This window comes from Rhodococcus sp. GXMU-t2271, assembly GCF_041414735.1.
Lineage (GTDB): Bacteria > Actinomycetota > Actinomycetes > Mycobacteriales > Mycobacteriaceae > Rhodococcus > Rhodococcus indonesiensis.
In genome coordinates, this window is sequence record NZ_JAUIZP010000074.1 from 24,277 (window position 1) to 38,151 (window position 13,875).

The 13,875-nt window shown below is 69.3% G+C and carries 13 protein-coding genes; 6 read left to right on the top strand and 7 right to left on the bottom strand.

Annotation, left to right across the window (positions count from 1 at the left end; genetic code table 11):
- Positions 1-272: 272 nt before the first annotated feature.
- Positions 273-401 (bottom strand): hypothetical protein, encoded by a 129-nt coding sequence (locus tag QYS60_RS24835; RefSeq protein ID WP_289377201.1) that lies wholly within the window; start codon positions 399-401, stop codon positions 273-275.
- 358 nt (positions 402-759) lie between these two features.
- On the opposite strand from QYS60_RS24835, the gene QYS60_RS24840 reads away from it, so the two are divergent.
- On the top strand, positions 760-1,125 hold the full coding sequence (locus tag QYS60_RS24840; protein WP_371384556.1) for an Lsr2 family protein: 366 nt from the start codon (positions 760-762) through the stop codon (positions 1,123-1,125).
- 265 nt (positions 1,126-1,390) lie between these two features.
- Here QYS60_RS24840 and QYS60_RS24845 read toward each other — a convergent pair whose 3' ends face one another.
- From QYS60_RS24845 to QYS60_RS24860, 4 genes are all read right to left on the bottom strand, one after another.
- The gene (locus tag QYS60_RS24845) at positions 1,391-1,768 is read right to left on the bottom strand and encodes a VOC family protein (RefSeq protein ID WP_289377196.1); all 378 of its coding nucleotides are present in this window, start codon (positions 1,766-1,768) and stop codon (positions 1,391-1,393) included.
- Positions 1,769-1,975: 207 nt separating this feature from the next.
- Entirely contained in the window at positions 1,976-3,307 is a 1,332-nt protein-coding gene (locus QYS60_RS24850) for a cyclopropane-fatty-acyl-phospholipid synthase family protein (protein ID WP_289377194.1), read from the bottom strand.
- 460 nt (positions 3,308-3,767) lie between these two features.
- Positions 3,768-5,027, bottom strand: coding sequence for a hemerythrin domain-containing protein (locus tag QYS60_RS24855; protein WP_289377193.1), 1,260 nt, complete (start codon positions 5,025-5,027; stop codon positions 3,768-3,770).
- Positions 5,028-5,056: 29 nt separating this feature from the next.
- Positions 5,057-5,713, bottom strand: a complete 657-nt coding sequence (locus tag QYS60_RS24860) for a TetR/AcrR family transcriptional regulator (RefSeq protein ID WP_289377191.1) — start codon at positions 5,711-5,713, stop codon at positions 5,057-5,059.
- A 674-nt stretch (positions 5,714-6,387) separates the two neighbouring features.
- Between QYS60_RS24860 and QYS60_RS24865 the strand changes: the two genes are divergently transcribed.
- Positions 6,388-7,032, top strand: coding sequence for a dihydrofolate reductase family protein (locus tag QYS60_RS24865; RefSeq protein ID WP_289377190.1), 645 nt, complete (start codon positions 6,388-6,390; stop codon positions 7,030-7,032).
- Positions 7,033-7,197: 165 nt separating this feature from the next.
- Here QYS60_RS24865 and QYS60_RS24870 read toward each other — a convergent pair whose 3' ends face one another.
- Both QYS60_RS24870 and QYS60_RS24875 read right to left on the bottom strand, forming a co-directional pair.
- On the bottom strand, positions 7,198-8,706 hold the full coding sequence (locus QYS60_RS24870) for a YdiU family protein (RefSeq protein ID WP_371384557.1): 1,509 nt from the start codon (positions 8,704-8,706) through the stop codon (positions 7,198-7,200).
- An 86-nt stretch (positions 8,707-8,792) separates the two neighbouring features.
- Positions 8,793-9,188, bottom strand: a complete 396-nt coding sequence (locus QYS60_RS24875) for a DUF6223 family protein (protein ID WP_371384558.1) — start codon at positions 9,186-9,188, stop codon at positions 8,793-8,795.
- Between the two features lie 229 nt (positions 9,189-9,417).
- Between QYS60_RS24875 and QYS60_RS24880 the strand changes: the two genes are divergently transcribed.
- The 4 genes from QYS60_RS24880 to QYS60_RS24895 all read left to right on the top strand — a co-directional run bounded on the left by QYS60_RS24880 (position 9,418) and on the right by QYS60_RS24895 (position 13,784).
- Positions 9,418-10,659 carry a sensor histidine kinase gene (locus QYS60_RS24880; RefSeq protein ID WP_289377183.1) on the top strand — a complete coding sequence of 414 codons (1,242 nt, stop codon included), beginning with the start codon at positions 9,418-9,420 and terminating at the stop codon, positions 10,657-10,659.
- Complete coding sequence (locus QYS60_RS24885; protein ID WP_289377181.1) at positions 10,656-11,348, top strand: response regulator transcription factor; 693 nt, start codon at positions 10,656-10,658, stop codon at positions 11,346-11,348. Before QYS60_RS24880 ends, QYS60_RS24885 begins: the two co-directional genes overlap by 4 nt.
- 552 nt (positions 11,349-11,900) lie before the next feature.
- Entirely contained in the window at positions 11,901-13,334 is a 1,434-nt protein-coding gene (locus tag QYS60_RS24890; protein WP_289377179.1) for a DUF1254 domain-containing protein, read from the top strand.
- Between the two features lie 138 nt (positions 13,335-13,472).
- Positions 13,473-13,784, top strand: coding sequence for a DUF6191 domain-containing protein (locus tag QYS60_RS24895; RefSeq protein ID WP_289377177.1), 312 nt, complete (start codon positions 13,473-13,475; stop codon positions 13,782-13,784).
- Positions 13,785-13,875 lie beyond the last annotated feature (91 nt).

The window sequence follows — 13,875 nt, forward strand, 5'->3', positions numbered from 1 at the left end:
GCGCCGGGCCTGGGCCGAGGGATACCACGCCTCGAATGTCGACGCCTGCTTCAACGCCGAGTTCGGAACCGATCGGCGCAGCGCCAATCCCTACGACGGGCCCGCAGCGGAGCAGTCGGAGCGGCGCGACGCCAGCTGATGGAGTCGCCGAGGAAGACCGTTCGGCCACGCGGCCGGACGGTCAGCACGCCCGCGTCTCCATCTGGTCCGGCCGCACCAGCCGGCACCACCGACTGCACCACGCCCTCGCCACCGCCGCCAGCCGAGAAGCGTTACGCGAGCACCACATCCGCGTGGACCGGGTTGTGGCCGTGGCCGCCGGCCGCGCCGCCGCCACCTCGTCGCCACCGCCCGGCTCCGGTCCCGCACCACCACGTCGGCACGATCTGCGATGTGCTCACCCGCGCCGGCATAGACACCAGACGATTGCCGGCGCCAAGCACCGCGCCGCGATGCTCGACCAGCGCCGCCGCACACTTCGCACTACCCGGTCCCCCGTCCAGCCTCGCCGCGGTGGCACACCGAACCGACCGGAACGCACAGTGCGGGCATCACTACATCGGACAAACCACACGTCGGGTCCGGCGTGGACCGATACCGTGGACAGTCCACTCACCCGTGTCGACAGGTGACTCGTTTCCCGCACGTTCCGCGCATCGCCAGGATCCAGGATGTGCACTGGCCCCGGCTGTTCGAGCTGGAGCGTCGGATATCGATACGGTGGCAAGTGGATACGATGGACAGGAAAGGACGGGGATTGTGGCACGACGCACCATTGTCACCTATTACGACGATCTCGACGGCAAACCGATCGACGACGGCTTGGCCCAAACCTTCGAATTCACCGTCGACGGTGTCACATACGAACTCGACCTGCGGCCGGCCAACGCCGACGCCTTCCGCAAAGACCTCACCCACTGGATCACCATCGCCCAACGCCAGAAGCGTGACGCGACCCGCCGGCCCCCCGTCACCGGCGCCCGGAAGCGCCACAAGACCGTCGCCGGGACGAAAGAGCCGCTCGCCGCCATCCGCGCCTGGGCCAAGACCCACGGCTACCAAGTCTCCGACCGCGGCCGCATTCCCCAGCGTGTGATCGACCAGTTCGAGGCGGCCCATCGCTGACCACCGCCGCCGAACGACTTCACCCGACCGCGTGCCCATGGCCGCGCGGACACCCACTGCCCACACTCCCCTGCCGGACCCCACACGCGGACACACTGACCGACGCCCCGGCGCAGATCTTCCCAGGGGCCCGCGCCACATCGTTCGACAGGATCCGCAACTTGATCGGAAACTCGACTCCGGCAGGCCGGATTCACCTCCGCGCCAGTCGTAGTCAGCCCCGCTCCCCTCAACCGAAAGATGCGCCCTGTTTGCCGATCGTCGGTCAGCCGCCATAGGGGCGGGTGATGATCTCCAGGTTGTGCCCGTCCGGGTCGGACCAGTACACGCCCCGGCCGCCGTCGTTGTGATTGATCGTGCCGGGCTGCTGATGCCCGGGATCAGCCCAGTAGTCCAAGCCCCGCTGCGTGATTCGCTCGAAGATCCGGTCGAACTCGTCCTCCGAGACTAGGAAGGCGTAGTGCTGGGGCGAGATGTCCCGACGAACGTCGAGGAAGTCCAACGAGACGTCGTTGCTCAGCGGCAGGACCATGAAATGGCCGAAGGGTTCCGGGGCCGGGAGCCCGAGAATGTCTGCATAGAACCGCGCCGAAGCTGCGCGGTCACGGACGTGGACGATGGTGTGGTTCAACTGCACCGACATTGAGCACTTCTCCTGAAATCCATGGGACAAAGGGCGGCCACGTGCCGGTCGCACCGACGCGGTCGCGGCAGTCCGGCCGGCTCGGTACACGGTCGTCACCCACACCGTAGCCGGGCAAGCCGGAGGGACGGAGTGGGGAGGAGTGCACGTCGATGATCACTGCACGTCCGCAGGCTGCGATGCGCTCGGATACGTCGAGAACAACACTCATTGGGAGTGAAGGTGTTCCGGCGGAGAGGATTTCGGTGCGGGCACTGCTGGCTGCAGTAGTTCGGTGCGGGTGCCGGGCATGCCGCTGCGGCCTCGGTCGGTGCACTTGACTGCCAGGACCTGATTGATCCCGAGCCGGTTCGCCGCAAAACTCAACGCCGCACCGGCCATGTACAGCCGCCACACCCGGGCCCGCCCGGCGCTGCTGTGTGCGACCGCCTCGTCCCAGTTCGCCTCCAGGTTCCCCACCCACGCGCGCAGCGTCGCCGCGTAGTGCTCGCGCAGCGACTCGACGTCGCGCACTTCGAAACCGGCCCCTTCGAGCGCCTCGACCATCGTCGCGAGCGGCAGGATCTCCCCGTCCGGGAACACATAGCGGTCGATGAACGAGGTCTTGGAGAATGTGGCCGAGGTGCCCGGTGGCCGCGAGATCGCATGATTGAGCAGCCGCCCCTGCGGGCGCAGCAGCGCGAACAGGTCCGCGGAATAGGTCGCCAGCATCGCGGCACCGACGTGCTCCGCCATGCCGATGCTCGCGATCGCGTCGTAGGGGCCGTCGGTGACGTCGCGATAGTCCTGGACCCGGATCTGCACCGACTCGTCCACGCCCGCGCCGACCATCCGCGCACGGGCATAGTCCGCCTGCTCCCGGGACAGGGTCACACCGACGACACGCGCGCCGTAGTGACGGGCCGCGTGCAGTGCGAAGGTCCCCCACCCGCAGCCGACGTCGAGTACCCGCATGCCAGGCGTCAGACCGAGTTTGCGGGCCACCAGATCGCATTTGGCGTACTGGGCCGCATCCAGGTCCGCGCTCGGCTGCCCCCAGTACGCGCACGAGTAGGTCATCGACTCACCGAGCACGAGGCGGTAGAAGTCGTTGCCGACGTCGTAGTGGTGACTGATCGCGGCGGCGTCGCGCCCCTTGTCGTGCCGGCGCCCGCGCGCCGGGGTCATCTCCTCCGCCGGCGGCTTCGGTGGCAGACCGAGGATCCCCAGCCGCAGCGCCGCCGTCAACAGTGCCTTCTTCGTGTGCCCGTCGATCCGGACGCCGGGGCCACGGCTCGGATCCGACACCTGCTCGAGCGCCTCCAGGCCGGCGAGCAGGTCGCCCTCGATGTCGATGTCGCCGCAGACGTAGGCCCGTGCGAAACCGAGGTCGTCGGGTGCCCACAGCAACCGCCGCAACCCACGCCGATTGACCAGGTGCACCTGCCACGGGGCGTCTGGCGGCCCGCTGCGGCTACCGTCCCAACCTTTGATCCCCACCGGCACCTGCGTGCCGAGCACCGCACGCACCAACGGCGCCACCGTCTCCGCCACCGTCATACCCACCTCCATCCCGCGTGGGATCCGTCCGCCATCGCGCCGGCTCGGGTCACGTCCCACGTCGTGCCGACCGGCACGGTCGACCCGCCCCGACCTCCCGCCACCCCCTCGTCGAGGGCGTCGAGGCAACCCCTCGCCGCACACCATCACACCACTTTCCGCACGTCACCACCGCGTCTTCGCGTGCCGGACCTCGCCGCGGAACCGGCTGTGAGCCGGTAGGGCTGCGCTCACGCCGACGGCGTCGACAACACCGGGAGACCGTCGACCGACCCGGGTCCGGACGTCGCCACGTCGACGTCGGGAATCTCGGTTGTCATCCGGGCAGGTGACCCCCGGTCTCGGACGTCCCACTGGGGCAGGGATCTCGACCTACTCGTCGGTTCCGTTCACGCGGACTGCTGCCCCTCGCGAATCATCCGGGTGGCACCGGCGCAGGGCGCATCATCCTGAACAGCAATCAATCCCTTGTGTCGGAGCCGGATCCAGCGAACTCCTGACGGTCCCCGCCCTCGAGCCGCTGCCCGACGGGCGTCCGCGGCAGGGCCGACCCCGAAGACCTGCCGGCGGGGGCCTGCCGCCCTAGCGTCTCCAGGTTCTGTCGCATCTGTGGCCGCATGTCCTGGTGCTGCGGGTGCAGGCGGGAGTAGAGCGCGAGCAGCGGACGGTACGGCAGTACGTCGATCCGGTACGAATGCGTCACCCGGGTCCCGTGGCCGTCCGCCCGGAACACGTAGGACCAGGTGGTCGAGTCGTGGTACAGCGGGTTGCGCCGGTCCGAGACGGTGTGGAACTCGAACCGCTCGCCGGGATCGGCGGCGGTCACCTCGCAGACCCGGGACCAGCGCATGTGATGGGCGCGGTTGCGTCCGCGGAAGCGGGCCCCCACTGTCCCCGGCGGCCGCCCCGGCAGCCACTCGCAGCTGCGGCACTCGGGGCTGCGCTCACCGATGCGTGTGACGTCGGCGACCGCGTCGTACAGCTGCCGGGCCGGGGCGTCGATCCACAGTTCCACCGACCCGTCGGTGCGGGGCGGCCGGTGCAGCCGCGGGCCGACATCGACGTCGGCGCCCCACCGAGCGGCACACGCCCGCCGATACGGTCGCGCGAACGCATGCAGCAGAAGGAACCGGGTGGCGGGACCGACCTTGCCGACGGCGACGTCGTAGTCTTCCCGATCGACCCCGTCGACCACCCAGTGCGCTTCGATCCCCAACTCCCGCTTCGTCTTCGAGGCGATGAACACCCGCTGCTCCACCTCGTCCCATTGCTCACGGGTCAGGGTCCGGGCGACGACCGGCATCATCTCGTCCTCTTCGCGCTGCAGATGCGGCAGCAGCACCTGTTCGAGTGCGGTGAGGGCACGCACCAGATCTTCCCGGGCCGCGGGATCGGCACGGTAGTCGGCGGCCGCGGCGGTCACCCGTTCGATCTCGGGACCGATCCGCGTATGGTCGGCGTCCATCACGTCGAGCAGGGCCTCGGCGGCCTGGTTCACGGCGCGGACCAGGGGCCACAGGCCCTGATCCTCGCCGCTGTGGTGCAGGTGCAGGAACTGCATCATCCACACCAGATGATCGGCCAGGGCGACCCGCTGGGTCCGTTCGGGCGTAGGCGCGGTGCGCAGCACCTGGGCGGCGCGCGCCAGATCGCGGCGCAGCGCGCTGTGCACGATACGCATGATCCGCGTGTCGGCAGTGGGCGAAGTGTCGGTTGTCATGACCTACTCCAGACAACAGCGCCCGAGTCTCACCCCGGGCGGTCGAGGATTTCTTCGATGCGGTCGATCAGCCACGCCTCGTAGCGGACCCGACTCCAGCCACATCCCTCGATGAAGAGGGCGTAGACCTGGTCGCCGGTCTGGACCCACAGTTCGTCGACCTGACCGGGATCAGGACGGCGGCCCAGGATCACGCCGGCAACGTCGGTGATCGAGCGCCTGCGCTGCGCCTCCAGGTCGGCGCCCACCGCGGCGAGCGTGGGATCGACCGTCGCCCCCTGGCGCAGCGCCGCGGCCAGGCGATGGAGGCGCTCGTTGATCGGGGCAACCATGCGCGCGGCGATCTCGACGCGCTCGCCGGTCGTGCGCCCGGCACCGATCGCCGTGTAGACGGGCCGGGCGGCCAACGGCACCGGCGCATCGTCGCCGACGACGGCGACCTCCAGCGCCGACTTCAACAGATCCGCCTTGGATCCGAACGTCGCGTACACGGTTTCGACGGACACCCCCGCGGCCCGCCCGATATCCCTCATCCCGGTGCCGACCCAGCCGCGCTCGGCGAACAACCGGGTGGCGGCCTCGAGGACGACCGCCCGCGTCTGGGCTGCCTGCCTCCGGCGCAGCGAAGAGCGGTACCGGCGGGTTCCGGAGCCGCCGGCCGTCGAGTCGTACTCGACCGTGGCCATGCCCCGATTCTAGAACGTCTGGGTTTTCGATACAACATCGTTCCAGTGAAATTCGGGCGCACCTGTTCGTACGCGAGTATCTCCACAGGGCCAGCCCATTCGTCACCTCGGACCGGCCCGTTGCACGCCCCTCTGTCCCGCTGCCCACAAACCGGGAATTCGACGCTCCGTCCTGCAACGGATCGACCGAGCACCGCGGCCGCCACACCACGGCGCTCCCCTCCGCCGAGTCGGCAGACGCCTGTCCCCGACCCACGACTTCGGCCCCGGAACGGATCACGGGTTCATGCCCGGCGGAACGGGAGAAGACCTTCCCGGACGCTCCTCCGGCCGAGGTCCGACTCGTCCGATAGCTGCCCCGTGTCGGGCGTGTGCTGCGGGCATCGACCTGCCACAGCACGTGCAGCGACGACTCTGCCCGAGTGTCCGTGGCGCGCCCTGACGGATGCCCCCACCGGTCCCCCGGCCGACCGCGGGGGCATTACGGTCGACGACCGTTCCGACGCAGTTCCCGACGATTCGCACCGCGGCGCTCGAAACATTGTCGAGGTATCCAGTCCATGGGGCAGCCTCAGCCGGTCGACACACTGGGCGCCGCGGCGAGCGATGAATCCGCCCACGCCCGCGGGTCTACCTTTACGACCGAGACACACCATCTCACCGGGAGCTGAGCCATGGGCCTGATCGACATCGAACTGTTCACCACCCTCGACCTCGTCGGACAGGCACCCGGCGGCCCCGACGAAGACCCGGAAGGGTTCCCGTTCGGCGGCTGGCAGGCACCGCTGCTCGACGAGGTCACCGGCGCGCAGATCGGGGCCGCCTACGAAGGCACCGACGCCCTGCTGCTCGGCCGCCGGACCTACGACATCTTCGCCGCCTACTGGCCGCACCAGGACAGCGGAGAGGACCACGAGATTGCCACGCTCTTCAACCGCGTCCCCAAGTACGTGGCCTCCCGCGGCCGGCCCGACCTCTCCTGGGCCGGATCCACGCAGCTCGGCCCGGATCTGGCCGCCGCGGTGCGCGAGATCCGGGACCGGCACGAGTACGTCAAGGTCGTCGGGAGCCTGGATCTGGTCCAGACCCTGCTGCGCGAGAAACTCTTCGACCGGCTCGACCTGTGGGTGCACCCGATCGTGCTCGGCGTCGGGAAGAAGGTGTTCGACGCCGGCGCGGTGCCCACCAACCTCACCCTCCTCGCACCGCCGGTCGCCGGCCCGACGGGCACCGTGTACCTGCGCTACGCGCTCGCCGAGGGCATACCCGGTACCGGGGACATGAGCGCCCCCGACCGCGGCGTCGGACGGGACGGCTGAAGCCGCCCTGGGTCCGTGTCCTCCGCGGTGCCTCCGCGAGGTCGGCGACACCACGAACTGGGCGGACGGGAACGACGACACCGCCGTCGTTCCCGTCGGCGCATCACCGGCGAGGGAGTCACCCGACCCGAACACGGCCGCGCCCAGCGGCGTGTACTCGGGACGTCATGTGCCGCAGAAGGTTCGGAACGTCGCGTTGAACGACGGCGGGGCGGGTGTGGTGTAGTCGGTCCACTCGTCGCGGCGGTCGAACGGATGTGTGACGACCTCGAGCAGCTTCTCGAACGCGGCGAACTCACCGTCGGTCGCGGCACGCAAGGCGGCATCGACCTGATGATTGCGCGGGATGTACAGCGGGTTCACCCGGTCCATCGCCTCCGCGGCCGCTGCCGCCCCGCGCCCCTGCGTGGTCAGCGTGCCACGCCAGCGTTGCACCCAGGGCCCGATGCGCTCGCGCGGGACCAGGGCGTGCAGCGGCGCCGAATGTCCGCGCAGCTCGTCCGCGAGCGCACGGAAGCTGCCCGTCCAGTCGGCGCCGTGTTCGGCCATCAGCCTCAGCAGATCGTCGACGAGCGCACGGTCGAGGAGCATGCCGGACACCCCGAGCTTGGCTGCCATCCCGGCCGCGTAGTGGCCCTCGTATCGCTCCTCGAAGGTGTCGAGGACTGCCGACACCGCCGCAATCGCGTCCTCCGGTGTGGAGTCGATCAGCGGCAGCAGCGTTTCCGCGAAGCGGGCCAGGTTCCACTTCAGGACAGCGGACTGGTGGCCGAACGCATAACGGCCGCTGTGATCGATCGAACTGAACACCGCCGTCGGGTCGAACGCATCGAGGAAGGCGCACGGACCATAGTCGATGGTCTGTCCCGAAATGGTCGTGTTGTCGGTGTTCATCACCCCGTGTACGAAACCGATGAGCGTCCACTGCGCCACCAGTGCTGCCTGCGCCTCGACCACCGCTTCGAAGAATGCCAGGTAGCGACTGCCCGCACCTGTCGCCGGCAGCTCGGCCGCCTCCGGGTAGTGGCGGGCGATCGCGTAGTCGGCCAGCCGCTGCAGGACTCCCTCCTGCCGGGCCGCGAGTTCGAAGGTGCCGACCCGCAGGTGACTGGCCGCGACCCGGGCGAGCACGGCACCGGGCTCGGCGCCGTCTCGGCGCACACGTCGCCCCGTCGCGACCACCGACAGCGCGCGCGTCGTGGGAATACCGAGGGCATGCATGGCCTCGCTGACCAGGTATTCGCGCAGCATCGGGCCGAGGACCGCGAAGCCGTCACCGCCTCGGGAGAACGGCGTGGGCCCCGAACCCTTCAGGTGCAGATCCACCCGCCGACCGTCACTGCCCACCACTTCGCCGAGCAGCAACGCCCGGCCGTCCCCGAGCAGTGGTGTATACCCGCCGAACTGATGTCCCGCATACGCCATCGCCACCGGCGTGGCCCCGGCCGGTGTCGTCGATCCGGACAGCACCCCGACCCCGACCTCGCTCCGCAGCACCGCCACGTCCCATCGCAGCGACGCGGCGAGCTGCTCGTTGAGCACCAGCAACTGCGGGTCGGGAGCATGAACGCCCTGCCACGGCACCGCCAGAGCACCCAGCTCGTCGGCAAACGTGCTTTCGAATCCGGCGATCGCCGGGTTCGTGCTCAGCGTGGACTCCGGGAATGCAGTCATCAATCGAGGGTAACCACCGCGCTACCGGCCGTCGGCAGCGCCGGTCGCCGCGCAGCACCCCGTGGCGGCGGACGGAAGGGCCGAGTTCACGACGCGGGCACGGGACCGGAGTCATGGCCGGATCGGCGACGAGAGCGGGCCAGAGCCAGCCCACCGAGGATCGTACCGATCAGCCCCAGCGCCACGGCGACGACGGCACCGGCGACCCCGTTGCCGGTGCCGAGACCCCCGGCGGAGTTGACCCCGTGCACCCCACCGGCGATCACGCTGAGCGGCCCCAGCACCACGGCCACGATCGCCCGGGCCCGTCCGGTGCCGGGCCGGCGGTATCGGGCCAGAGCCAGCCCACCGGCGACGGCGCTGATCAAGCCCAGTACGGCTGCCGCTGTGGGCACGGTTCGTCCGACGCCGACTTCGTAACCGGCGGCGAGAACGGGGACCGGTGTCATCGCCGGTGCGGCAAGCAAGTCGAGGACAGTCATTGCGGTTCCTTTCGGTCGAGCGACGGCTACGGCCGCCCTCCGGGAGGCCTGCGGCGTCGAGCGGACACACTCGATCGTCGCGTCTCGGCAGCGCGGTGTCCTCGGGCGGCAGGCGGCGGCGGATACGCAGTTCGACGTAGGTGGCTCGCGCGAAATCACGCTCCTCGACGTAGGCGACTGCGCAGTTCGGAGGAGTTGTCTCCCCGCCCCGGAGCCATATGATCACGCCATGCAGGAGCGCGTCACGTTGTTCCGCCCGCCCGCCTGGGCGCAGGATGCGCTGCTGGCGGTATTCATCGCGGTGATGCAGGTCCAGGGAACCGTCGTCCGCAACAGCGGGGAACCCGAGGCCGTGCTGCGTCCGCTGTCCGACCTCGGGAATCTCGGCTATCTGTTGTTGATCGCCGGTGGCGCGGTCCTGTTCTGGCGCCGCCGCCGGCCCGTCGCAGTGTTCGTCGTGACCGCGCTCGCCAGCATGGTGTACTACGCGCTCGATTTCCCGGACGGCCCGGGATGGCTGGGTTTGTTCGTGGCCCTCTACACCCTCACCGCCTACGGCGACGGACGTCGCTCGCTGGTGACGGCCGGGGTAGGCATTGCAGCACTGTCCGCGGTGTGGCTGACCGCCGCGGCCGACATCGAACCCCCGGCCGCGGTCGGCTGGGTGTACTTCCGGATCGGCGCCGCGGGCATGAGTGCCGCCCTCGGGGAGAGCGTCCGCTCGAGGAGAGTCATCGCGGAGGAAGCGCTCGAGCGCGCCGAACTGGCAGAACGCTCCCGTGAGGACGAAGCACGCGCCCGGGTCGACGAGGAACGGCTCAGGATCGCGCGTGAGGTCCACGACACCGTCGCGCACGCCATCGCCGTCATCAACGTCCAATCCGGTGTCACCGCGCACGTGCTGGACAAGCGACCCGAACAAGCGCGCCGAACGCTCGAGATCATCGAGCAAACCAGTTCCCGGGCACTGCAGGAGATGCGGGCCATCCTCGGAGTCCTTCGCGACGACCACGACGACCGCCTTCCACCCCCGGGTCTGGGGCAGGTCGGCGAACTCACCGCCAGGGCGCGCGAAGCCGGGCTCGACGTCGAGTTGGAAACGATCTCGCCCCCTCCGCCCGTACCCGGCGCGGTCGGCAGCGCCGTGTACCGGATCCTGCAGGAGTCGATCACCAATGTGATCCGCCATGTGGGCCCGACCCGGGTCGCGGTCGTACTGAACTACGGCCCCGACGCGGTGGAAGTCCGTGTGACGAACGACGGCCCGCGCACGGGTGGGGACACCGAGAGGGCAGCCGACCGTGCCGACGACAGGTTGGCCGGCACGGACACACGCGGCCACGGGATCGTGGGGATGCGCGAGCGTTGCCACCTGCTGGGCGGAGACTTCGACGCCGGTCCGCTCCCCGGCGGTGGATTCGCCGTCACCGCCCGGCTGCCCTTGGCCCCGACCGGAACGGTGAACGTATGAACGCGGTGACGGGCGCATCCGGCCCTGACGCTCCCATCAAGGTGCTGCTCGTCGACGACGAGCATCTCGTGCGATCCGGTTTCAGGATCCTGCTCGAGGTCGAGGACGGCATCACGGTAGTCGGGGAAGCCACAACCGGCGCCGAGGCCGTGGAGCAGGCCCGAGCCGTGCGCCCGGATGTCGTCCTCATGGATATCCGGATGCCGAAGATGGACGGGATCGAGGCCACCCGGCAGATCGCCACCACCCCTGGGCTCCAGCACGTACGCATCCTCATCCTGACCACCTACGACACCGATGCCTACGTCTTCGAAGGCTTGCAGGCCGGCGCCAGCGGCTTCCTGCTCAAGGACGCCGGCCCCGCCGAGCTCCTGCACGGTATCCGCGTGATCGCCGCCGGAGAAGCTCTGCTCGCGCCGCGCATCACGCGCCGCCTCATCGCCCAGTTCACCGCACAGCGCACCGCCGACAAGGCCGCCGATCATCGGCTCGAGGTTCTCACCGACCGGGAACGCGAGGTCCTGACGCTCGTAGGTATGGGTATGAGCAACAAGGAAATCGGCGCCGAACTCTGCCTCAGCCCGGCCACCGCCCGAACCCACGTCAGCCACGCCATGGTGAAACTCGGGGCTCGCGACCGCGCGCAACTGGTCGTCGTCGCCTACCGAACAGGACTTGTGAAGCCGTAAGCGATCAGCCCGTCGCCCCTTGCTCCGGATCTTCTCCGCTGCGCCAGGCACGCGGAGAGATCCGGAGGGGGCCGTTGGACGGCGTTACCAAGCCCCACCAGGGCATATCGTCCCAACCACGGGGCTCGTCCTGGTCTTGCTGCGGAAAATCCTGGACCAGTCGGGCGAGTGGCGGGTGCTGGAAGCGCAACGAGCGACTGGTGGAGGTCTCGATGACGAAGATCGGACTTCCGGTGGTCGCGGCCGGGCAGGCCGATGTGGATTCCCCTGTGGCCGTAGGATTCCCGTCGGTGCGCTCACGTCCTGCGCAGACACCGGGCATCGTCCGTCCAGGCAACTCGCCGGGGGGTGATTCTTCCGCACACAGCAGTGGTTTACGAACGCCGGCCACCGACGATCTCGAAGCCGTGACGGGGGTACGACGTCGTCACGTGTCTTCTCGTCGAGCCGGCAGACAGTGAGGACAGGAATGACCCATCCCCACTGGGTGACGTGCGCGGTCTGGCCGGCGACGGAGAATCTCGAAAGCGCTATCTACACAGGAGAATATCGATGACCTCGCATGCGAACACCACACCGATTCCACCCGGGATAGCGACGCCGGACGAGGTCCGCACCCGGTTGGGCACCCTGCGGTTCTTCGACGGGTTCCCCGACGACGAGACGACCCGGACGCTGTTCGACAACCTGGACTTCCAACGGGCGGTCCAGGCCTACCTGCTGGGACTGGCCCCGGTGGCCATCGCGGCGATGCGGCAGGCGCTGGTGCAGTGGGGGCCGGCGAACTCGACGCTGGTGATGTGGGCGGACCTGGCCCATCCGCGGTTCATCGGCCTGGCCTACAACACCAGCACCTCGTACCACTACGCCTGGCTCGACCTGCGCGACGGGCCCGTCGTCGTCGAGGTACCCCCGAAGGTGTACGGCAGCGCGATCGACTCCTGGTGCCGGTGGGTGATCGACGTGGGTATCACCGGACCGGATCAGGGCCGCGGCGGCCGCTACCTGTTCGTGCCGCCCGGTTACGCCGGGCAGGTGCCGGACGGTGACCTCGTGGTGCGGTCACGGACCGTCGGGTTGTGGGTGGGCTGGCGGGGTTTCCGGGACGAGCACGGGGATCCGCGCCCGGCGGTGGAGATGATCGAGGCGCACACCCGGATCCATCCGCTCTCCCAGGCCGCCGATCCCCCGTCGACGCGGTTCGTGAACGTCTCGGCCGAGCCGATGTGCGCCGTCGCCCCGGCCGACTTCCGGTTCTGGGAGATGCTCGACGAGGTGGTGGAGTCCGAACCGCCGGACTCGGCCGACCCGCTCACCCTGGGAATGTTCGCCTCGATCGGGATCCGCCGGGGTAGGCCGTTCGCCCCGGACGAGCGGATGCGCGCCATCCTGACCGAAGCCGCCACGGTCGGGGATGCGACCGCCCGCGCACTGACCTACCGGTTCCGCCAACCGGAGGCGTACTACTACCCCGGCAGCGCCTGGCGCTCCGGCTTCCTCGGCGGCTATTCGTGCACGGAGGACGGGGTCCTGCTGCTCGACGCCGCCGCCCAGCTCTACTTCTTGTACGGGAGCACGAGCCCGTCCTGGGAGCAGAAGACGGTCGGGACCGGGTCGCAGTACGCCCTCGCGTTCGTCGATGCCACCGGCGCGCCGTTCGACGGTGGCCGGAGCTACCGGTTGCGTGTGCCCCCGAAGGTTCCGGTGAACAACTTCTGGTCGGTGCTGGTCTACGACACCCAGACCCGGTCGATGCTGCAGACCGATCAGCAGTGGCCGTCGGTGACCAGCCAGGACGCGGACGTGACCACCAACGAGGACGGCTCCGTCGACGTCCACTTCGGGCCCGAACAGCCCACCGACGGTCACAACTGGGTCCAGACCCTGCCCGGCAAGAGTTGGTTCGCGGCGTTCCGCCTCTACGGGCCGTTGGAGCCGTGGTTCGACAAGACCTGGAAACTCCCGGACATCGAACCGGTCGGGTAGCGTCGGCGAGGAAGCGGGCCGCCTCTGCCGTGTTCATGTGGATCGACCTGTTCTGCAAGCGGCAGAAGTCCCACAACACCTCGTCGCTGAGCGTTCCTGGAATCGTTGCTGCATTCCGGGGCTCGATACCCTGGAACGATGGGCGCGCTGTTCGCGATGACGATTCCGGGACTGGCCTGCCTGCTGGTGGGCGCGGCCGTGGTGGAGGTGTTGTGGAGCCGTCTGACGGGTCGCCGCCTGCTCCGGCGCAGCGGGGACGGTCGCACACGGCCGGTGGCGGCAACGGGGTTCGAGGAGGTCGGTGCGGTGTTCGATGGGTCGCGGCGATTCGAATTCGAACAGCGACAGACCTCACTGATGGACCGGGAGGACGCCACCGGCGGCGAGCCCGGATGGCTGAGCGTCGACGTGGAGTCCGGAACGGCCCGGTTCGGGCGCAGTCGGCCGTAGCGGCACCCACACGCCCCCGTGGCCGAATGTCACATCGCGTCGATCGGGGCGGTTTCAGGCGGCCGATGCGACAAGCTCGGTGAACGCTTCG